This window comes from Sphingomonas sp. (genome assembly GCF_019749955.1).
Classification (GTDB): Bacteria; Pseudomonadota; Alphaproteobacteria; order Sphingomonadales; family Sphingomonadaceae; genus Sphingomonas.
Genome location: NZ_JAIEPC010000101.1, coordinates 21,678 through 39,434, shown reverse-complemented (window position 1 = coordinate 39,434; position 17,757 = coordinate 21,678). Strand labels below are relative to the sequence as shown.

20 protein-coding genes are annotated in these 17,757 nt (G+C 63.5%); 9 read left to right on the top strand and 11 right to left on the bottom strand.

Annotated features, from left to right (window positions below; genetic code table 11):
- The 4 genes from rpoD to K2W81_RS15205 all read right to left on the bottom strand — a co-directional run.
- A partial coding sequence (rpoD, locus tag K2W81_RS15220; RefSeq protein ID WP_294105960.1) for an RNA polymerase sigma factor RpoD occupies positions 1-1,603 on the bottom strand: 1,603 nt, incomplete at its 3' end.
- The gene (gene dnaG / locus K2W81_RS15215) at positions 1,603-3,477 is read right to left on the bottom strand and encodes a DNA primase (protein ID WP_294105957.1); all 1,875 of its coding nucleotides are present in this window, start codon (positions 3,475-3,477) and stop codon (positions 1,603-1,605) included. The genes dnaG and rpoD, both read right to left, overlap by 1 nt.
- A complete protein-coding gene (locus tag K2W81_RS15210; RefSeq protein WP_294105954.1) occupies positions 3,474-3,821 on the bottom strand; it encodes a GIY-YIG nuclease family protein in 348 nt (115 codons plus the stop codon). The genes dnaG and K2W81_RS15210 overlap by 4 nt, the downstream gene beginning before the upstream one ends.
- Positions 3,822-3,900: 79 nt before the next feature.
- Positions 3,901-4,353: a GatB/YqeY domain-containing protein gene (locus K2W81_RS15205; RefSeq protein WP_294105952.1), complete on the bottom strand. Its 453-nt coding sequence runs from the start codon at positions 4,351-4,353 to the stop codon at positions 3,901-3,903.
- A gap of 139 nt (positions 4,354-4,492) precedes the next feature.
- Between K2W81_RS15205 and carA the strand changes: the two genes are divergently transcribed.
- The 3 genes from carA to K2W81_RS15190 all read left to right on the top strand — a co-directional run bounded on the left by carA (position 4,493) and on the right by K2W81_RS15190 (position 7,139).
- Positions 4,493-5,767: a glutamine-hydrolyzing carbamoyl-phosphate synthase small subunit gene (gene carA / locus K2W81_RS15200; RefSeq protein ID WP_294105949.1), complete on the top strand. Its 1,275-nt coding sequence runs from the start codon at positions 4,493-4,495 to the stop codon at positions 5,765-5,767.
- Positions 5,764-6,204 (top strand): hypothetical protein, encoded by a 441-nt coding sequence (locus K2W81_RS15195; protein WP_294105947.1) that lies wholly within the window; start codon positions 5,764-5,766, stop codon positions 6,202-6,204. The genes carA and K2W81_RS15195 overlap by 4 nt, the downstream gene beginning before the upstream one ends.
- A gap of 140 nt (positions 6,205-6,344) precedes the next feature.
- Positions 6,345-7,139: a hypothetical protein gene (locus K2W81_RS15190; protein ID WP_294105945.1), complete on the top strand. Its 795-nt coding sequence runs from the start codon at positions 6,345-6,347 to the stop codon at positions 7,137-7,139.
- A gap of 99 nt (positions 7,140-7,238) precedes the next feature.
- On the opposite strand, the gene K2W81_RS15185 is transcribed toward K2W81_RS15190, so the two are convergent.
- Complete coding sequence (locus K2W81_RS15185) at positions 7,239-7,652, bottom strand: PIN domain-containing protein (protein ID WP_294105942.1); 414 nt, start codon at positions 7,650-7,652, stop codon at positions 7,239-7,241.
- Positions 7,649-7,960, bottom strand: coding sequence for a hypothetical protein (locus tag K2W81_RS15180; protein ID WP_294105940.1), 312 nt, complete (start codon positions 7,958-7,960; stop codon positions 7,649-7,651). The genes K2W81_RS15185 and K2W81_RS15180 overlap by 4 nt, the downstream gene beginning before the upstream one ends.
- A 130-nt stretch (positions 7,961-8,090) precedes the next feature.
- Between K2W81_RS15180 and carB the strand changes: the two genes are divergently transcribed.
- The 3 genes from carB to K2W81_RS15165 all read left to right on the top strand — a co-directional run bounded on the left by carB (position 8,091) and on the right by K2W81_RS15165 (position 12,653).
- The gene (gene carB / locus K2W81_RS15175; RefSeq protein WP_294105938.1) at positions 8,091-11,426 is read left to right on the top strand and encodes a carbamoyl-phosphate synthase large subunit; all 3,336 of its coding nucleotides are present in this window, start codon (positions 8,091-8,093) and stop codon (positions 11,424-11,426) included.
- 82 nt (positions 11,427-11,508) lie between these two features.
- Positions 11,509-11,985 carry a transcription elongation factor GreA gene (gene greA, locus K2W81_RS15170; RefSeq protein WP_294105936.1) on the top strand — a complete coding sequence of 159 codons (477 nt, stop codon included), beginning with the start codon at positions 11,509-11,511 and terminating at the stop codon, positions 11,983-11,985.
- Positions 11,982-12,653 carry a rhomboid family intramembrane serine protease gene (locus tag K2W81_RS15165; protein ID WP_294105934.1) on the top strand — a complete coding sequence of 224 codons (672 nt, stop codon included), beginning with the start codon at positions 11,982-11,984 and terminating at the stop codon, positions 12,651-12,653. Before greA ends, K2W81_RS15165 begins: the two co-directional genes overlap by 4 nt.
- A 161-nt stretch (positions 12,654-12,814) precedes the next feature.
- Here K2W81_RS15165 and K2W81_RS15160 read toward each other — a convergent pair whose 3' ends face one another.
- Genes K2W81_RS15160 through K2W81_RS15140 form a run of 5 tightly spaced genes read right to left on the bottom strand, consistent with a single transcriptional unit; the run spans position 12,815 to position 14,791 of the window.
- Positions 12,815-13,048 (bottom strand): DUF4170 domain-containing protein, encoded by a 234-nt coding sequence (locus tag K2W81_RS15160; protein ID WP_294105932.1) that lies wholly within the window; start codon positions 13,046-13,048, stop codon positions 12,815-12,817.
- 44 nt (positions 13,049-13,092) lie between these two features.
- Positions 13,093-13,587 (bottom strand): hypothetical protein, encoded by a 495-nt coding sequence (locus K2W81_RS15155; RefSeq protein WP_294105927.1) that lies wholly within the window; start codon positions 13,585-13,587, stop codon positions 13,093-13,095.
- A complete protein-coding gene (locus K2W81_RS15150) occupies positions 13,580-13,900 on the bottom strand; it encodes a phosphatase (RefSeq protein ID WP_294105926.1) in 321 nt (106 codons plus the stop codon). The genes K2W81_RS15155 and K2W81_RS15150 overlap by 8 nt, the downstream gene beginning before the upstream one ends.
- Positions 13,897-14,244 (bottom strand): hypothetical protein, encoded by a 348-nt coding sequence (locus K2W81_RS15145; protein ID WP_294105924.1) that lies wholly within the window; start codon positions 14,242-14,244, stop codon positions 13,897-13,899. The genes K2W81_RS15150 and K2W81_RS15145 overlap by 4 nt, the downstream gene beginning before the upstream one ends.
- Positions 14,245-14,257: 13 nt before the next feature.
- Positions 14,258-14,791 (bottom strand): hypothetical protein, encoded by a 534-nt coding sequence (locus tag K2W81_RS15140; RefSeq protein WP_294105921.1) that lies wholly within the window; start codon positions 14,789-14,791, stop codon positions 14,258-14,260.
- A gap of 161 nt (positions 14,792-14,952) precedes the next feature.
- Here K2W81_RS15140 and eno point away from each other — a divergent pair, with 161 nt between their 5' ends.
- The 3 genes from eno to pdhA all read left to right on the top strand — a co-directional run bounded on the left by eno (position 14,953) and on the right by pdhA (position 17,757).
- Positions 14,953-16,227: a phosphopyruvate hydratase gene (gene eno / locus K2W81_RS15135; RefSeq protein ID WP_294105920.1), complete on the top strand. Its 1,275-nt coding sequence runs from the start codon at positions 14,953-14,955 to the stop codon at positions 16,225-16,227.
- A gap of 80 nt (positions 16,228-16,307) precedes the next feature.
- Positions 16,308-16,619 carry a septum formation initiator family protein gene (locus K2W81_RS15130; protein WP_294105918.1) on the top strand — a complete coding sequence of 104 codons (312 nt, stop codon included), beginning with the start codon at positions 16,308-16,310 and terminating at the stop codon, positions 16,617-16,619.
- A 91-nt stretch (positions 16,620-16,710) separates the two neighbouring features.
- Positions 16,711-17,757 carry a pyruvate dehydrogenase (acetyl-transferring) E1 component subunit alpha gene (pdhA, locus tag K2W81_RS15125; RefSeq protein WP_294105916.1) on the top strand — a complete coding sequence of 349 codons (1,047 nt, stop codon included), beginning with the start codon at positions 16,711-16,713 and terminating at the stop codon, positions 17,755-17,757.

The window sequence follows — 17,757 nt, the reverse complement described above, 5'->3', positions numbered from 1 at the left end:
CGTGCAGGAACTGGCGGCTGGTGCGCACCAGCTTGTTGATCGTTTCGATCATATGGACCGGGATGCGGATCGTGCGCGCCTGATCGGCGATCGAGCGCGTGATCGCCTGCCGGATCCACCAAGTGGCGTAGGTCGAGAACTTGTAGCCGCGGCGGTACTCGAACTTGTCCACCGCCTTCATCAGGCCGATATTGCCTTCCTGAATAAGGTCGAGGAATTGCAAACCGCGATTGGTGTATTTCTTGGCGATCGAAATCACGAGCCGCAGATTGGCTTCGACCATTTCCTTCTTGGCGATGCGCGCTTCACGCTCGCCCTTTTGCACCATGTTGACGATACGGCGGAACTCGGCGAGCGACATGCCGGTTGCCTGGCTGATTTCGCTGATCTCGATGCGGATGCGGTCGACCGCTTCGCCTTCGTTCTCGGCGAACGCCTTCCACTTCTTGTCGGTGCCGCCGACGCTGGCGACCCAATTTTCGTCGAGCTCATTGCCGACATAGCGATCGAGGAAGTCCTTGCGCGCGACCTTGTGCCGCTCGGCAAGGCGCAGCATCTGGCCGCCCAGCGCAGTCAGGCGCCGGTTGAAGCTGTAGAGCTGATCGACGAGATATTCGATCTTCGCCTGATGGAACTGGACGCTTTCAACCTCAGCGGTCAGCTCCTCGCGCAGCTTCTGATATTTGCGCTCGTCGGCCGCCGACAATTCGCCGCCTGCCGCCATCGCGTCGAGCCGCCCGGCCTGCATCTTTGAAAATTTCTTGTAGAGCCCGGTGATCGACGCAAATTTTTCGAGCGCTTGCGGCTTTAGCTGCTCTTCCATCTGCGCGAGGCTGAGCGTGTTGTCCTCTTCCTCATCGTCCGACGGGCGTGGCGTGCGCCGCTCGGTCATCGATTCTTCGTCTTCGTCGACCGAAACTTCTTCGGGTTCCTCTTCGGCCTTGAACGAGGGGCCCGCGTTTTTCTCGCTGATTTCGCCGTCGCCGGCGTCGTCGTCGGTGAGCGATTCGGGCGCGGGGTCCTTCGACAGCATCGCGTCGAGATCGATGATCTCGCGCAACTGCATCGTGCCTTCGTTGAGCGCGGTTGACCAATCGATGATCGCGTTGAAGGTAATCGGGCTTTCGCACAGCCCCAAAATCATCGTGTCGCGACCCGCTTCGATCCGCTTGGCAATAGCGATTTCGCCTTCGCGGCTCAGCAGCTCGACCGCGCCCATTTCGCGCAGGTACATCCGCACCGGATCATCGGTACGGTCGATCGTTTCTTTCTTCTTGGTCTCAAGCGCAGGCGCAGATTCTTCTGCCGAATCAACCGATTCGACTTCTTCTTCTTCCTTGTCCTCGGCATCGGCATCCTCGCCGACGTCCTCATTCTCGACGATGTTGACGCCCATTTCGTTGAGCGCCGACATCACGTCTTCGAGCTGGTCCGAGGTCATCTGCTCTTGCGGCAGCGCTTCGTTGAGCTGATCATAGGTGATGTAGCCGCGCTTCTTGGCGCGGGCGACCAGCTTCTTGATCGACGCGTCGTTCAGATCGATCAGCGGTGCATCGCCGACGTCAATCGTGTCGTCGCCGCCGCCGGCATTCGCTTTCGCCATTAACTATCCTCGAGCCCCGTTGTTCGTTCGTCTTCGTTCGCTTGGCACAGATTTGCAAGTCGCGCTTCAAGTGCCTGCCGCTCAATCACCAGCGCCGCCTGCCGTTCCCACGCGCCTTCTTCAAAGCGCATGGCGGCGAGCGTCGCCTCCCTTAATGCACTGTCGACTTCGGGCCGGGCCGCCAAGATGGCGATTGCTTCATCCAGATCGGCTCGCGCACGATCGCTGTCGATTTCCTTCCGGGTGAAGGAATAGGGCGTGGCATCGGCCCGGAGAAGATCGCGCACGATCGGATCAAAACCGGATGATGCCAATATGGTGCGCAACGCGGCGCTATCAAGCGTCGGCTGGGCAACCATGGCATCGACCATTGCCGCGAACAGCGCGCCGAGTGGACCGCCGGCAAAAGTAAGCGCGCCAAGCACGTCGAAATGCCGCGCGATCTCGCTCGGCTGGCGGATCAGTCCGGCGAGCACCGGCTTGGCGAGCGCGGGGTCGATGCCGGTCGCGCGGATCGCCTGCGCCATCGGGTGATCGCCGCCGGTCGGCGGGGCAGGGCGCCATTTACCATTCTTCATCCCGCCCGAGCTGCGCGGTGCGTTCCACACGCGCGGCGCGGGGGCGAAATGCGTGTCGAAGCGGCGGCGGAATTCGGCGCGATACTCGTGGCCGACATTGGTGTCGGCAATCGCGGCGGCATGATCGGCGAGCCGCGCCTTCAGTCCCGCGCGTTCTTCGGGCGTGGTCAGCGGCTGCGCGGCGAGCTCATCGGCCCAGAGCCGGTCGACCAAAGGCTGGGTTGGGCCGAGCAGCTTTTCCATTGCTGCGGCGCCGCTCGCGCGGATCAGATCATCGGGGTCCTGCCCAGGCGGCAGCGTCACGAATGCCAGACTGCGCCCCGGTGCCAACATCGGCAGCGCACGGTGCGCGGCCCGGATCGCGGCCTTCTGCCCCGCGTTGTCGCCATCGAAGCAAAGGATCGGTACATCGCTCAGCCGCCACAGCCGTTCGAGCTGCGCTTCGGTGAGCGCAGTGCCGAGCGGCGCAACCGCTTCGCCAAACCCCGCCTGCGCAAGTGCGATCACGTCCATATAGCCTTCGACCACGATCACGCGGTCGGCCTTGCGGCTGGCGGGCGCAGCGCGATCGAGATTGTAGAGCGTGCGCCCCTTGTCGAAGAGCGGGGTATCGGGCGAATTGAGATACTTCGGTTCACCCGCGCCAATCACCCGCCCGCCGAACGCAATCACCCGCCCGCGCGGATCGCGGATCGGAATCATCAGCCGCCCCCGGAACCGGTCATAGGGCTCCTTGCCATCGACCTGGATCAGCAACCCGGCCTCGACGAGCATCGCGTCGCCAAATTCCTTGAGCGCCGCGCGCAGCTTGCCGCGCGCATCGGGGGCATAGCCCATCCCGAACGCCTTTGCCGTCTCGGGCCGAATGCCGCGCCGCTCAAGCAGCGCGCGCGCCTCGCTGCCTTCGATCCCGCCCAGCTGGCTTTCGAACCAGTCGGCGGCGGCCTGCATCGCCTCGTGCAGCCCCTTGGCACGCTCGGCTTTGGCGGCAGATTGCCGGTCGAGTTCGGGCAGTTCCATCCCCGCCGCCTGCGCCAGTTCCTTCACCGCATCGATAAACGGCAAGCCGCGCTGATCGGTCATCCAGCGGATCGCGTCGCCATGCGTCGAACAGCCGAAGCAATGGTAGAAAGCCTTGTCGTCGTTGACGTAGAAGCTCGGCGTGTTTTCCTGATGGAACGGGCAGCAGCCCTTATACTCACGGCCTGCCTTGGTGAGTTTGACCGACTTGCCGATGAGCGTCGACAAGACGGTGCGCGCGCGCAGTTCGTCGAGGAAGGCGGGGGTTAGGGTCATGGGGACATCTCGGAACCGCTTGCCTCACCCCCACCGTTCGTCCCGAGCGAAGTCGAGGGGCGGGCCACAGGCGGCATCGCCCAATAGGATAGCGCGGCCCAATCGCCGACGATCAGCGCTTCCTTCTTCTTGCGCGACCATGGTTTGATGCGGTTTTCGGCTTCCACAGCCTCAATCCGGGTCGGAAAGTCCTGGCTCCAGACAAGCGCGACTGGTTGCCGCTTGGCTGTATAGTAACAAAAACCGCCATGATCATGCTCGGCCATCCGCCGATCAAGGTCGTCGGTGTGGCCGGTGCAATAGCTGCCATCGGCGCATCGCAGGATGTAAGCGTAGAAGGCCATTGGTCGGGCGTTGGTCCTGTTTGGCCCGTCCCTCGACTTCGCTCGGGACGAACGGAGAAAATCTGGGCAAACTTAGACCTCAGCCCAACGCCGCCTTCACCAGCGCACTCGCCTTGCTCATATCAAGCGTGGTCGCATGCCGCGCTTTCAGCTCGGCCATCAACCGGCCCATGTCCTTCATCCCCTCGGCGCCGATCTCGGCCTTGATCGCGGCGATGGCGGCGGCGGTCTCGGCCTCGCTCATCTGTTTCGGCAAAAACCGCTCGATCACTTCGACCTCGGCTGCCTCGGCCGCCGCCAGCTCCGCCCGACCACCTTGCTCATACATCGTGATCGATTCGCGGCGCTGCTTGATCATTTTCTGCAAAACCTCAACCACCAGCGCGTCGTCGTCGTCGGGCGCCTTGCCGGTCCGCGCTTCGATGTCGCGGTTCTTGATGGCGGCCTGCATCAGGCTGATCGCGCCGCGCGCTGCCTTGTCGCCGGCCTTCATCGCCGCGATCTGCGCGGCCTTGATGTCGTCGCGAATCATGTTCGTTCCTTCGTGGAATTGCAAAACGCCTAGTGTAGGGCGCCGCGCCAAAGTTTAACAGATTGACGCTGCCGCGCATCGCCTCTAGCTGCGGTGCCTTAGCGACATCGCCAGCTTTTTACTCGGAGTGCCCCCTGCAATGGCCGACGCCAAACCCATGCCTATGCCCGAAGGTGCGACGGGGGTTCTGGTATTGGCGGATGGCAGTGTGGCGTGGGGGCGCGGCTTTGGCGCCGAGGGTGCCGCAGTCGGCGAAGTCTGTTTCCACACCGCCATGACGGGCTATCAGGAAATCATGACCGACCCGAGCTTTGCCGGGCAGATCATCACTTTTACGTTCCCGCATATCGGCAATGTCGGCGCCAATCCCGACGATCTCGAAGCCAATGATCCGCACGCGCTCGGCATGATCGTGCGCGAGGATGTGACCGAGCCGTCGAATTTCCGCAGCACCCAGCGGCTCGACGACTGGATGAAGGCGCATGCGCGGATCGGCCTGTCGGGCATCGATACGCGCGCGCTGACGAAACGGATCAGGGGCGGCGGTGCGCCCAACGGCGTGATCGCGCATGCGGCGGACGGCAAGTTCGACCTCCCCGCGCTGCTGGCCAAGGCGCGCGCCTGGCCGGGGCTGGAGGGCATGGACCTCGCGATCGATGTGACGACGCAGACCCATTTCGGCTGGGCAGGCGGCGTGTGGCGGCTGGGGCAGGGGTATGCGGACGATGCGCCAGTGGCCGGCCCCTCGACTGCGCTCGGGACCAACGGTGGAAGTGAGGACGGTGCCACAAGCATCCCGTTCGTCCCGAGCGCAGTCGAGGGGCGGGCCGCACATACCCCCCACGTCGTCGCGATCGATTACGGCGCCAAGCGCAACATCTACCGCAATCTCGTCCACGCCGGTGCGCGCGTCTCGGTGCTGCCCGCAACCGCGACGTTCGATCAAGTGATGGCGCTCGAGCCCGACGGCTTCTTCCTGTCGAACGGCCCCGGCGATCCGGCGGCGACCGGCGAATATGCCGTGCCGGTGATCCAGCAACTGCTCGCGACCGGCAAGCCGCTGTTCGGCATCTGCCTCGGTCACCAGCTGCTCGCGCTCGCGGTCGGCGGGCAGACGACCAAGATGTTCCAGGGCCACCGCGGCGCCAATCACCCGGTCAAGCGGCTGTCGGATGGTGCGGTCGAGATCACGAGCATGAACCACGGCTTCGCGGTCGAGCGCGACTCGCTGCCCGAAGGCGTGCGCGAGACGCATGTGTCGCTGTTCGACGGCTCGAATGCCGGTCTCGAACTCACCGACAAGCCCGCGTTCAGCGTGCAATATCACCCCGAAGCGAGCCCGGGGCCGCAGGACAGCCTCTATCTGTTCGAACGCTTCGTGGGGATGATGACCGGTCCGGCGAGCGCCCAATGATCGACCGGGTCGGCACTCCCGGTCCGAATGTGGCGCGCAATCCGGCGGCGACCAAGGCGGCATTGACCGAAGCAACGCTCAAGGCGCTGGCCCCGAGTGTGACGGCAAACGCGCCCGAGGAAGGCGTCGTCGTCGCGCTCAGCCCGCAAGCCCGCGCCGCCGCGACGACAAGCACCGACCCCAACCCCACCGACCCGCGCATGGCGCTCGCCCAAGCCGCAATGGCGCAGGCGACGCTGGCGGGAACGTCGGCCAAGGCCGCGACCGGCCCCGACGCCATCTACCGCGCCAACAGCACCCCCGCGATCCACGCAATCCCGACCACGCCCGAACGCCAGGCGAGCGCAAGCGGCATCCCCGGCCCCGTCATCCGCTGGCTCGCGCTGGTGGTGCTGGCGGGCGTGGTGCTGTGGCTGATGTTGGGGAGGGGGCGATGATGGTGGATCGCAAGAATGACGTCGAGATGAAGTCGGCTGACGATCTCGTGTTTAGCGGGCAATACACCTTCAAGCGAGCCCGGGGCCCCAGGACAGCCTGCATCTATTCGAGCGGTTTGTGGTGATGATCGGAACGTGGAATGAATGAACAAACGCCGTACATCGCCATGGCTCTTCTAAGAAGAGCTTGGCAGGTCGATCAAGAAGTTACCAAAGGCGAGATGGCAATTGTCGGGCGCTATGCAACAGAAGCGTGCCCCTTTCCCGTATCGACCGAAGCCGCGACTGAGGCCCTGAATATTCTGGATCGATGCGGTATTGCGTCAATATCTAGCGATAAATTTGCCGGCGACTTCTTTAGAATTGACTACAATGAACTTAAAAAGTTTGTCGAAGAGGCGCGCGCACAAAAGGCAATGTTGGAGCGAGAAACTTACTCGGGCCGTACGACGGAACCACAAGCTCGCGCCGACCCTGATTTTCGGAAACATTTTTTGCTGCAAGAGATGCCGCAGTTCGCATTGTATTCTGATTTCGGTGATGAATGGCTGGGTAAAGCGCTTGAAAATGTTGCTCGCTCAAACGACCCGGAACTTGAGGACTTTGCGCTTCCTGCAATATCTGTACCCACAGCGGGCGCCTTCGTAACCGTCCATCACAACTCTGAGCAGGCAGCAGAAATTATTTCGGTAGTGGAGGCAGCTGATGAAGGTGTGCGTACCAGCAATGCCATAGAAGAGGAGCAACGAGGGTGGATACGAATTCACCTAGCTGCTGGCCGCGAGCTGATCACGAAAGGTGGAGCGCTTCTAAAGTCCGCTCTCAAATCGCTTATTCTTGAACCTTTGAAAGCCGCCCTGAACTCGGTGACCGAGGAACATGCGAAAACTGCCATCATGGCTGCGATCCGATTGATCTGGGGTCTGATTAAGTAATGTCCAAACGCACCGACATCTCCCCCACCCCCGTCATCGGCGCTGGCCCGATCGTCATCGGCCAGGCGTGCGCGTTCGATTTTTCCGGGATGGGGGCGATCAGGCGGTCCACGGGTCGATCACCGAAACGCCGGTCCAGTCAAAACCCTTCACGTTGCGCGTGGCAATCGCCGCGCCTCGCGCCAGCGCCTGTGCAGCGAGCTGTAGGTCGATCACCTGCGGATCACGTTTCTTCACCTCGACGCTTGCCGCCAAGCGACCGAACGAACGCGCGTCTTCGGCATCGAAAGCCCAGACATTGCTCCAATAGCGTTCTTCGAGCCCACGCAGCCACAGAAACAGGTCGGCGCGCTTATGAGCTGCTCTTGGAAGTTCCAGTCCGTACTGGATTTCAGACATCACCAGTGTCGAAAGCGCCAACTTGGCATCATTTGCCTCCAGCCAGGCCAGAACGGCGGGGTCGCCCTCTGGCTTGGTCAGTTCGCTCCAGACATTGGTATCGACCAGAATCAAAATTCGGGCGCTTCCAGTCCGGTGTTGAAGCGCGGCGGAAGCTCGAACCCGACGCCGTTCGCGAGACGGCGCAGCTCCGCCATCGCATCCTTTGCGGACATGAAGCGAATGTCCGCAAATCTGCCGCGATTGAAATAGTCGTCCGCGTCGTGCTCATAGCCGACGGCCTTGTTGACCAGCTCGCGCACCCATTCCTCCTTCGAAGGTTCATGCCTGAACGTGTGATGCACCTCGGCGACAACACCCGCGGGCGGCGGCACATCGCCAAAATCCGCTTCGATCACCAGTTGCCGCAGATGTTCCTCCATCGACCGCCCATGCGCGGCGGCGATTTGACGGAACCGGTGCTTGGCATCATCGGGCAGGCCCCGAACGGTCAAAGTGGCCACAACCTGTCTCCTCTGCTAGCAATGTATGCAATGAAAGCAATGCTGTCAAATGCCTAAACGCACCGACATCTCCTCGATCCTCGTCATTGGCGCTGGCCCGATCGTCATCGGTCAGGCGTGCGAGTTTGATTATTCCGGCGTGCAGGCGATCAAGGCCTTGCGTGAGGAGGGCTATCGCATCGTCCTCGTCAATTCGAACCCCGCGACGATCATGACCGATCCCGAACTGGCGGACGCGACCTATGTCGAACCGATCACGCCCGAGATCGTCGCCAAGATCATCGAGAAGGAACGCCCCGACGCGGTGCTCCCGACGATGGGTGGGCAGACCGCGCTCAATACCGCGCTCGCGCTGTTCAACGACGGCACGCTGGCGAAATATGGCGTGCAGATGATCGGCGCCGATGCCGAGGCGATCGACAAGGCCGAGGATCGGCTGAAGTTCAAGGACGCGATGACCAAGATCGGGCTCGAATCGGCCCGCTCAGCCATCGCGCACAATATGGCCGAGGCGGTTGCGGGGCTCGAACGCACCGGGCTGCCCGCGATCATCCGTCCGAGCTTCACGCTCGGCGGCACCGGCGGCGGTATCGCGTATAACCGCGAGGAATTTGAGGAAATCGTCCGCAAGGGGCTCGATGCGAGCCCAACCACCGAAGTGCTGATCGAGGAATCGCTGCTCGGCTGGAAGGAATATGAAATGGAGGTCGTCCGCGACAAGGCGGACAATGCCATCATCATCTGCTCGATTGAAAACATCGATCCGATGGGCGTCCACACCGGTGACAGCATCACCGTCGCGCCCGCGCTGACGCTGACCGACAAGGAATATCAGATCATGCGCAACGCGAGCATCGCGTGCCTGCGTGAGATCGGGGTGGAGACCGGCGGATCGAACGTGCAATTCGCGGTCAATCCGAAGGACGGTCGCCTGATCGTCATCGAGATGAACCCGCGCGTGTCGCGCTCGTCGGCGCTGGCATCAAAGGCGACCGGCTTCCCGATTGCCAAGGTCGCGGCCAAGCTTGCGGTCGGCTACACGCTCGACGAGATCATGAACGACATCACCGGCGCCACACCAGCGTCGTTCGAGCCGACGATCGATTATGTCGTCACCAAGATTCCGCGCTTTGCCTTCGAAAAGTTCAAGGGCGCCGAGCCGATCCTGTCGACCGCAATGAAATCGGTCGGCGAAGTGATGGCGATCGGCCGCAACATCCATGAGTCGCTGCAAAAGGCCCTGCGCGGGCTGGAGACGGGGCTGTCAGGGTTCAACCAGGTCGACGCGCTGGTGGGCGCGCCGCGTGCTGAGATCGAGGCAGCGCTCGCCCGCGCGACGCCCGACCGGCTGCTGATCGCCGCTCAGGCGTTGCGCGAGGGGATGACCGTCGCCGAAGTCCACGCGATCGCCAAATACGACCCGTGGTTCCTCGAACGCATCGCTGAAATCGTCGCCGCCGAGAATGACGTGATCGCGAACGGCCTGCCGCGCGATGCGGCGGGCATGCGCCGCCTGAAGTCGATGGGCTTTGCCGACAAGCGGCTCGCCTGGCTCGCGCTCAAGTCGGCGGGGCTGCGCGCCGGGTCCGAACGCGGCATCGCGCGTGGTTCAGGGCTGATCCGCGATGCCGTGGTCGCGATGACCGGCGGCATCACCGAAGGCGAAGTCCGCGCTTTGCGCCACAAGCTTGGCGTGCGGCCGGTGTTCAAGCGGATCGACACCTGCGCCGCCGAATTCGACGCCAAGACGCCGTACATGTATTCGACCTATGAATCGCCCAGCTTCGGCGCGCCCGAATGCGAAAGCGCGCCGACCGACCGGAAAAAGATCGTCATCCTCGGCGGTGGCCCGAACCGGATCGGGCAGGGGATCGAGTTCGATTATTGCTGCTGCCACGCCTGCTTTGCGCTGGCGGATGCGGGCTATGAGACGATCATGGTCAATTGCAATCCGGAGACGGTGTCGACCGATTACGACACCTCCGACCGGCTCTATTTCGAGCCGCTGACCGCGGAAGATGTGCTCGAAATCCTCCACGTCGAGCAGCAAAACGGCACGCTGGTCGGCGTGATCGTCCAGTTCGGCGGCCAGACCCCGCTCAATCTGGCGCAGGCGCTTGAGGATGCGGGAATCCCGATCCTCGGCACCAGCCCCGACGCCATCGACCTGGCTGAGGACCGCGAGCGGTTTGCCGCGCTCATCAACAAGCTGGGTCTGCGCCAGCCGCTCAACGGCATCGCCCGCAGCCGCGACGAGGCAATCGCGGTCGCCGCGCGCATTGGCTATCCGGTGCTGATGCGCCCGAGTTACGTGCTCGGCGGGCGCGCGATGGAGATCGTCGATTCGCCACTCCAGCTCGACGATTACATCCAGACCGCCGTCCAAGTGTCGGGCGACTCGCCGGTGCTGATCGACCAGTATTTGCGCGACGCAATCGAAGTCGATGTCGACGCGATTTGCGACGGTGTCGATGTCGTGGTTGCGGGCGTGCTCCAGCATATCGAGGAAGCCGGCGTCCATTCGGGCGACAGCGCCTGCTCGATCCCGCCCTATTCGCTGAGTGGCGAGGTGATTGCCGAGATTGAGCGCGAGACCAAGGCGCTGGCCAAGGCATTGTCGGTCAAGGGGCTGATGAACATCCAGTTCGCGGTCAAGGACGGCCTCGTCTACCTGATCGAAGTCAACCCGCGCGCCAGCCGCACGGTGCCGTTCGTGGCAAAAGCCATCGGCGTGCCGGTTGCCAAGATCGCCGCGCGCGTGATGGCGGGCGAAATGCTCGCCGATCTGCCGCCGGTCGATCGCCACATCGCTTATTATGCCGTCAAGGAAGCGGTGTTCCCGTTCAACCGCTTCCCCGGCATCGATCCGGTGCTGTCGCCCGAAATGAAGTCGACCGGCGAAGTCATGGGGATCGATCCCGATTTCTCGCTCGCTTTCGCCAAGGCGCAGCTCGGGGCCGGGACGGTGTTGCCGAGCAGGGGGGCCGTCTTCGTCAGCGTCAAGGACAGCGACAAGCCGGTGATCTTGCCCGCCGCGCGCACGCTCGCCGATCTCGGCTTCACGATTGTCGCGACGGGCGGCACCGCGACCTATCTCGCCGAGCATGGCGTGCCGATCGAACGCGTCAACAAGGTCGCGCAAGGCCGCCCGCACATCGTCGACCGAATCAAGGACGGCAAGATCGACCTGATTTTCAACACCACCGAAGGCTGGCAGTCGCTGAAGGACTCGCAGCCGATCCGCGCGTCGGCGCTCTCGCAGAAGATCCCCTACTTCACCACCGCGTCGGCCAGCGTGGAGGCTGCCCGCGCGATTAAGGCCCTTGGCGAGCAAGCGCTTGAAGTACGACCGCTGCAATCCTATTATCATCCTTCGCACAGCTGATCCCCGACATAAGTATATGACGTGCGGGCGGGTCCGGTGGGGGCTCGCTTGGGGCAAGTGATTTATTGAAGGACGTGTTGTGATGGCGACGGTCGAAAAAATGCCGATGCTCGCAGAAGGCTATGAGAAGCTTTCCACCGAACTCAAACGCCTGCGCGCCGAACGCCCGCTGATCGTCGACGCGATCGAGGAAGCGCGCGCGCATGGCGATTTGTCGGAAAATGCCGAATATCACGCCGCCAAGGAGCGCCAGGGCCAGATCGAAGCGTCGATCAGCGACATTGAAGACAAGCTCAGCCGCGCGCAGATCATCGACCCGACCGACCTGTCGGGCGACAAGATTGTGTTCGGCGCGACCGTTACGCTGCTCGACGAAGACGAAAAGCCGATCAAATACCAGATCGTCGGCCAGACCGAAGCCGATGCGAACGCGGGCCGGATTTCGTATAATTCGCCGCTCGGTCGCGCGCTGATCGGCCGCAAGGTCGATGATGAGGTCGAAGTGACGGTGCCGTCGGGCGACCGTTATTACCTCGTCGCGAAGATCGAGTTCATTTGAACCAAGCGCATTGGCCCGGTGCGCGGCGATCCGCGCTGGAGGCGTTGCCCGCGACCACGCTGCTGACCGGGGTTACCTGCGCGGCGTGGCTGGTGGTCACGCTGTTTGGCGCGGACGGCGTCGTAGCGGTTGCGGCCGGGTTCATTCCGGCGACAGTGCTGAACCCGGTCAGCCCGCCGCCCGGCATCTTCCTGCTGCCCTTCTGGATCACGCCGCTCACCGCAACCTTGGTGCATGGCGGGGTGCTGCACCTCGTGCTCAACATGGTGATGCTGGTGATCTGCGGTCGGTTGCTGGAGCGCACGATCGGGTCTTGGGGCGTCGTCGTGCTCTATGCGGTCGGCGCGTATCTTGCCGCGGCGGGTCAATGGGCGCTGGGGCCGGGTTCGGTCGTGCCGATGATCGGGGCGAGTGGCGCGATTTCGGCGCTGGTGGGCGCCTATGCGCTGCTGTTTGCCAATCAGCCAGTACCCAAAATCGGCCCAATCCCGCCCGGCGTGGTGCGCGTTGTGTGGCTGCTGGCTGCCTGGGTGGCGATCCAGCTCTTGATCGGCTTTGCAACGAGCATCGACGGGCCATCAATCGCCATCGGCGCGCGTATCGGTGGGTTTGTGGCTGGGCTGGCGCTGGCCCGCCCGCTGCTGCTGTGGCGCTACCGCAAGGCTTGAGGCAGGCGCCGATCAACGCCTGTTAGCTTTACACCCCCCGTTCGTTTCGAGCGAAGTCGAGAAACCGGCCACGGGCCGTTCGCTTGGCGCCTGTGTCTCGACTTCGCTCGACACGAACGGGACGAGGATTTGATGCGTCCTAACCCACCCGTCGCAATAGGTCAGCCCGCCGACCCCGGCGCAATCAGATCGGGTTCAAGCAAGCGGTGCAAATGCACCACCACATACTTCATCTCGGCATCATCGACCGTGCGCTGCGCCGCCGCCCGCCACGCCTTTTCGGCCTCGGCATAGTTTGGGAACACGCCGACAATCTCGATCGAGTCGAGATCGTCGAATTCAAGCGTGCGCGGATCGCGCACGCGGCCGCCGAAGACGAGGTGGAGTTTGCTCATGCGGCTGTCCCTGAAACTGGTACGATGCACCAGTCTCTAGCGTGTCAGCCGACGTCTTTGAACCCCGCGTCGTCGCTCTTTTCGGTGTCGGCTTTGGTCGCTGCGTCGGCCTTGGCGTCGCGCGCGCGGGCGGTTTTGGCAGCGGCGTCGCCCGCGCTCTTGGCGGCATCGACCACTGAGCCGAACAGCTTCTTGATCTGGTCGCGCGCGGCATCGCGGCTGATGCCAGCGGCGGCGAGTTCGGCAAGGCCCGCGTCGCGCGCCGCCTTGGCGGCCATGCCCGCGCCCCGGGTGATCCGCTTGCCGACAGGCTTGAGGATCTCGCCTTCGCGCGCGCTCTTGGGGATCAGCGCCCCGGCGAGCACGCCGACGGCCAGTCCGCCGACGAGTACCGACAGCGGATTGCCTTCGATCGTGTCAGCGGTCTGGCGGGCGGTGCGCGCGGCGGTTTCGCGCACGCTGTCAATAGCCTGACCCGGCAGCGCGGCAATGCTGCCAAGGGTCGAGTCGGGGTCGATCTGGGACTTGGGGTCAGTCATCGGGGGTCTCCGGGGCAGGGGGCGGGGTGGGCGCGGCCGCAGGGGCAGCGGTGAACAGGTCGGCGATCCGGTGGCGGCCGAACAGCGCGACGACGGCAGCGGCAACAGCGAGCAACGGGCCGGGATTGCGTTTCGCGGCCTCAACGGCGGCGCGCCCGAATTCGATGCCGGTCTCGCGAATTTCCTCAAGCGCTTCGCGGGCGAGCGCGCGCGGCGTGACGCGCGACTGAAGCGTCACCAGCGTTTGGGTCAAGGCGTCGCGGGCAGCGCGCGCCTTGGCTTCGGCCTCGATCAATTCGTCGCGCGTGCTCACTTCTTGTCCTCAATCTCGGTCGCCTTGCGCAGCTTGACCAGCGCAAACTGGACCAGCACGGCGGCAACCACCAAGGCACTGCCGACGACGGTCGCCGTCGCACCCACGGCGCCCAGCGGCTGCCGCAGGATGACGATCAGCCCGACCAGCAGCGCGATGATCGCCGATTGCGCGAGCAGGAACGCTGTCAGCAGGCTGATCACCGCCGTGCGCGCGCCGGTCAATCGGTCGAACAATGTCGCGCGGTAGAGCTTTAGCTCCGCCCGCACAAAGCGTTCGGCATGGTCGATCAGCCGCGCAAACAGCGCGGCGATGCTTTCTTCCTCTGGCTCGGCTGGCGGCACCGCCAGATCGGGATCAGGCGTCGACAGAATCGTCTGGCCCCGACTTGGCTTCGTCGGCCTTGGCCTCGCCACCGTCCATCCCGGCCTTCACCAGCCGTGCAACCACAAAGCCGAGCGCGGCGGCGATGCCGATCGCGACAGCGGGTGATTTCCGGACAAAGCCCTGCACATCGGCGACCAGGTCGTCGATTTCCTTGGCCTTCAGGCTTTCCGAAAAACTGGCGATGCCGTCGGCGGCGCTGCGGGCATATTGGCCGTAATTCTCGCCCAGCTTCTGGTCGACCGTATCGGCGGCGGTGCCCATCAGGCGTGACACTTCATCAAGCGCATCGCCCGCGCGTGCCTTGCCATCGCTGGCGAGGTCGCGCGCCTTGTCGGCGGCTTGCTTGGCGAAATTGGTGGCGCCGTCCTTGAACGACGTGCCGGCTTCCTGCGTGGCGTCGGTGGTTTCTTCCGCCGCCGTGGTCACCAGCGCGCCCGTTTCGACGGCGGCGTCATGTACGGCGGCGGCCGCATCATCAGCTGCCTTGTTGATCTCGTCGGTCATGTCGCAAAAATCCTTTTCTCGATAATTTTCAACAACGCCCCGTACAACGCCCCGTTCCTTTGCGAAGCCGAATTGCCCCGGCCCGGTGAAGGCGATAGAGCGCCCGCGCCGACCGAACGCCCAATGGCCCAATCCGACCGCTAAAGTAGGGAGATCATATCATGACCGCAATCATCGACATCCACGCCCGCACGATTGTCGACAGCCGCGGTAATCCGACGGTTGAGGTCGATGTGATGCTGGAAGACGGCAGCTTCGGGCGCGCGGCGGTCCCGTCGGGTGCCTCGACCGGTGCGCATGAAGCGGTCGAGCGGCGCGACGGCGACAAGGATCGCTGGCACGGCAAGGGCGTTCAAGGCGCGGTCGACGCGGTCAACGCCGATATCGCCGAAGCCGTGCTCGGCCTCGATGCCGAGGATCAGGGCGAGATCGACGGCGTGATGATCGAACTCGACGGCACCGATAACAAGTCGCGGCTCGGGGCGAACGCGATTCTCGGTGTCAGCCTCGCGGTCGCCAAGGCCGCAGCGGATGCCCGCGGGCTGCCGCTCTACCGCTATGTCGGTGGCGTCAGCGCGCATGTGCTGCCGGTGCCGATGATGAACATCATCAACGGCGGTGAACACGCCGATAATCCGATTGATTTTCAGGAATTCATGATCGTGCCGGTCGGCGCGGACTCGCTGTTCGATGCGGTGCGTTGCGGCTCGGAGATTTTCCACACGCTCAAGAAAGCGCTGCACGAGCAGGGCCTTGCCACCGCCGTCGGCGACGAAGGCGGCTTCGCCCCGAATCTGGCGTCAACCAGCGACGCGCTCGATTTCATCATGAAGGCGGTCGAAAAGGCTGGCTACCGCCCCGGCGAGGATGTGATGCTCGCGCTCGACTGCGCCGCGACCGAATTCTTCAAGGACGGCGCCTATCACATCAGCGGCGAGGGCAAGGTGCTCAACCCCGGCGAGATGGCCGAATATCTCGCCGATCTGACCCGCCGCTACCCGATTTTCTCGATCGAAGACGGGATGAGCGAGGATGATTTCGACGGCTGGAAAATCCTCACCGACCTGATCGGCGATGGCGTCCAGCTTGTGGGCGATGATTTGTTCGTCACCAACCCGATGCGGCTTGCCGATGGCATCGACACCGGCCTCGCCAATTCGCTGCTGGTCAAGGTCAACCAGATTGGCACGCTCACCGAAACGCTTGCGGCTGTGTCGATGGCGCACCGCGCGGGCTATACCGCCGTCATGTCGCACCGCTCGGGCGAGACCGAGGATGCGACGATCGCCGATCTCGCGGTCGCGACCAATTGCGGGCAGATCAAGACCGGCAGCCTCGCGCGCAGCGACCGGCTCGCGAAGTATAACCAGCTCATCCGCATCGAGGAAGAACTGGGCGACGTCGCGCGCTATGCGGGGCTGTCGATCCTGCGCTGATCGCGCGCTTTGCGACAAAGCGTTACGCCAAGCGCGGTTGCCGCTTGACCGCCGAGTCGTGCCCGGGCAGAATCGACATCATGGACAGCCGATCGACCTTTGCGAAAATCCTGCGCCGCGCGGCCGCCCCCGCATTAGCGCTGATCGCGATGGCGTTTTTCGGCGGCTATGCGATCATCGGGTCGAACGGCGTCCTCGCTTATGGCGATTACAAGCGCCAGCTGGTCAAACAGGAAGCGCTGTTCGCGCAGCTCGATAAAAAGCGCGCCGTCATCAAGAATCGCGTCGACCTGCTCGATCCGAACAAGGCCAACCCGGACATGGTCGACGAAGTCACCCGCCAGAAGCTCAATGTCGTCCATCCCGACGAATTGGTGATGCCACAGCGCTGATCGTGCGGGTCGCGTGCAGGTGATTGCACTTGGCTGCGAACTGGGCTTATAGCGCCTGTGCACTCCCCAGGCGAAAGAGGTCCACCCGACCGTGGCAAAAACCCCCGCACGCAGCCGCAAAAGCGAACCGCTCCCCGTTAATCGCGAGCGTCCGAATGAACCGGAACGGTTCGTTGCGACCAAGGAGCAGTTGCTCGATTTCTACAAGCAGATGCTGCTGATCCGCCGGTTCGAGGAAAAGGCGGGGCAGCTCTACGGCCTCGGCCTGATCGGCGGCTTCTGCCATTTGTACATCGGCCAGGAAGCCGTGGCGGTGGGCTTGCAGTCGGCGCTGACCGACAAGGACAGCGTCATCACCGGCTACCGCGACCACGGCCATATGCTGCTCTGCGGCATCCCGCCCAAGGATGTGATGGCCGAACTGACCGGTCGCGCCGCCGGCATTTCGAAGGGCAAGGGCGGCTCGATGCACATGTTCAGCGTCGAGCATAAGTTCTACGGCGGTCACGGCATCGTCGGTGCGCAGGTATCGCTCGGCACCGGCCTCGGCTTCGCGCACAAATACTCGGGCGACGGCGGCGTGTGCCTTGCCTATTTCGGCGACGGCGCGTCGAATCAGGGCCAGGTCTACGAAAGCTTCAACATGGCCGAGCTGTGGAAGCTGCCGGTGATCTACGTCATCGAGAATAACCAGTATGCGATGGGCACCAGCGTCAATCGCGCGTCGGCCGAGGACCAATTGTTCCGGCGCGGCGAATCATTCCGCATCCCCGGCATTCAGGTTGACGGGATGGACGTGCTCGCGTGTCGCGGCGCTGCCGAGGAAGCGCTCGCTTGGGTGCGGGCAGGGAAGGGGCCGATCATCCTCGAGATGAAGACCTATCGCTATCGCGGCCATTCGATGTCGGACCCCGCCAAATACCGCAGCCGCGACGAAGTGCAGGCGGTGCGCGACAAGTCCGATCCGATCGACCACGCCAAAAAGGAACTCGAAGCCTTTGGCGTCACCGAAGCCGAGCTGAAGGTGATCGAACAGGAAATCCGCAAGATCGTCGCCGAAGCCGCCGATTTCGCCGAAACCACCCCCGAGCCCGCCGCGGCCGAACTTTATACCGACGTGCTGGTGGAGACTTATTGA

Bases quoted from the DNA above. Each gene is read 5' to 3' on its own strand.
- K2W81_RS15160 (WP_294105932.1), bottom strand. From the start codon at position 13,048: ATGAGCAAACTCCACCTCGTCTTCGGCGGCCGCGTGCGCGATCCGCGC.
- K2W81_RS15155 (WP_294105927.1), bottom strand. From the start codon at position 13,587: ATGACTGACCCCAAGTCCCAGATCGACCCCGACTCGACCCTTGGCAGC.
- K2W81_RS15205 (WP_294105952.1), bottom strand. From the start codon at position 4,353: ATGATTCGCGACGACATCAAGGCCGCGCAGATCGCGGCGATGAAGGCC.
- K2W81_RS15140 (WP_294105921.1), bottom strand. From the start codon at position 14,791: ATGACCGACGAGATCAACAAGGCAGCTGATGATGCGGCCGCCGCCGTA.
- dnaG (WP_294105957.1), bottom strand. From the start codon at position 3,477: ATGACCCTAACCCCCGCCTTCCTCGACGAACTGCGCGCGCGCACCGTC.
- greA (WP_294105936.1), top strand. From the start codon at position 11,509: ATGGCGACGGTCGAAAAAATGCCGATGCTCGCAGAAGGCTATGAGAAG.
- eno (WP_294105920.1), top strand. From the start codon at position 14,953: ATGACCGCAATCATCGACATCCACGCCCGCACGATTGTCGACAGCCGC.
- K2W81_RS15210 (WP_294105954.1), bottom strand. From the start codon at position 3,821: ATGGCCTTCTACGCTTACATCCTGCGATGCGCCGATGGCAGCTATTGC.
- K2W81_RS15130 (WP_294105918.1), top strand. From the start codon at position 16,308: ATGGACAGCCGATCGACCTTTGCGAAAATCCTGCGCCGCGCGGCCGCC.
- K2W81_RS15180 (WP_294105940.1), bottom strand. From the start codon at position 7,960: ATGGAGGAACATCTGCGGCAACTGGTGATCGAAGCGGATTTTGGCGAT.
- K2W81_RS15190 (WP_294105945.1), top strand. From the start codon at position 6,345: ATGAATGAACAAACGCCGTACATCGCCATGGCTCTTCTAAGAAGAGCT.
- K2W81_RS15195 (WP_294105947.1), top strand. From the start codon at position 5,764: ATGATCGACCGGGTCGGCACTCCCGGTCCGAATGTGGCGCGCAATCCG.
- carB (WP_294105938.1), top strand. From the start codon at position 8,091: ATGCCTAAACGCACCGACATCTCCTCGATCCTCGTCATTGGCGCTGGC.
- carA (WP_294105949.1), top strand. From the start codon at position 4,493: ATGGCCGACGCCAAACCCATGCCTATGCCCGAAGGTGCGACGGGGGTT.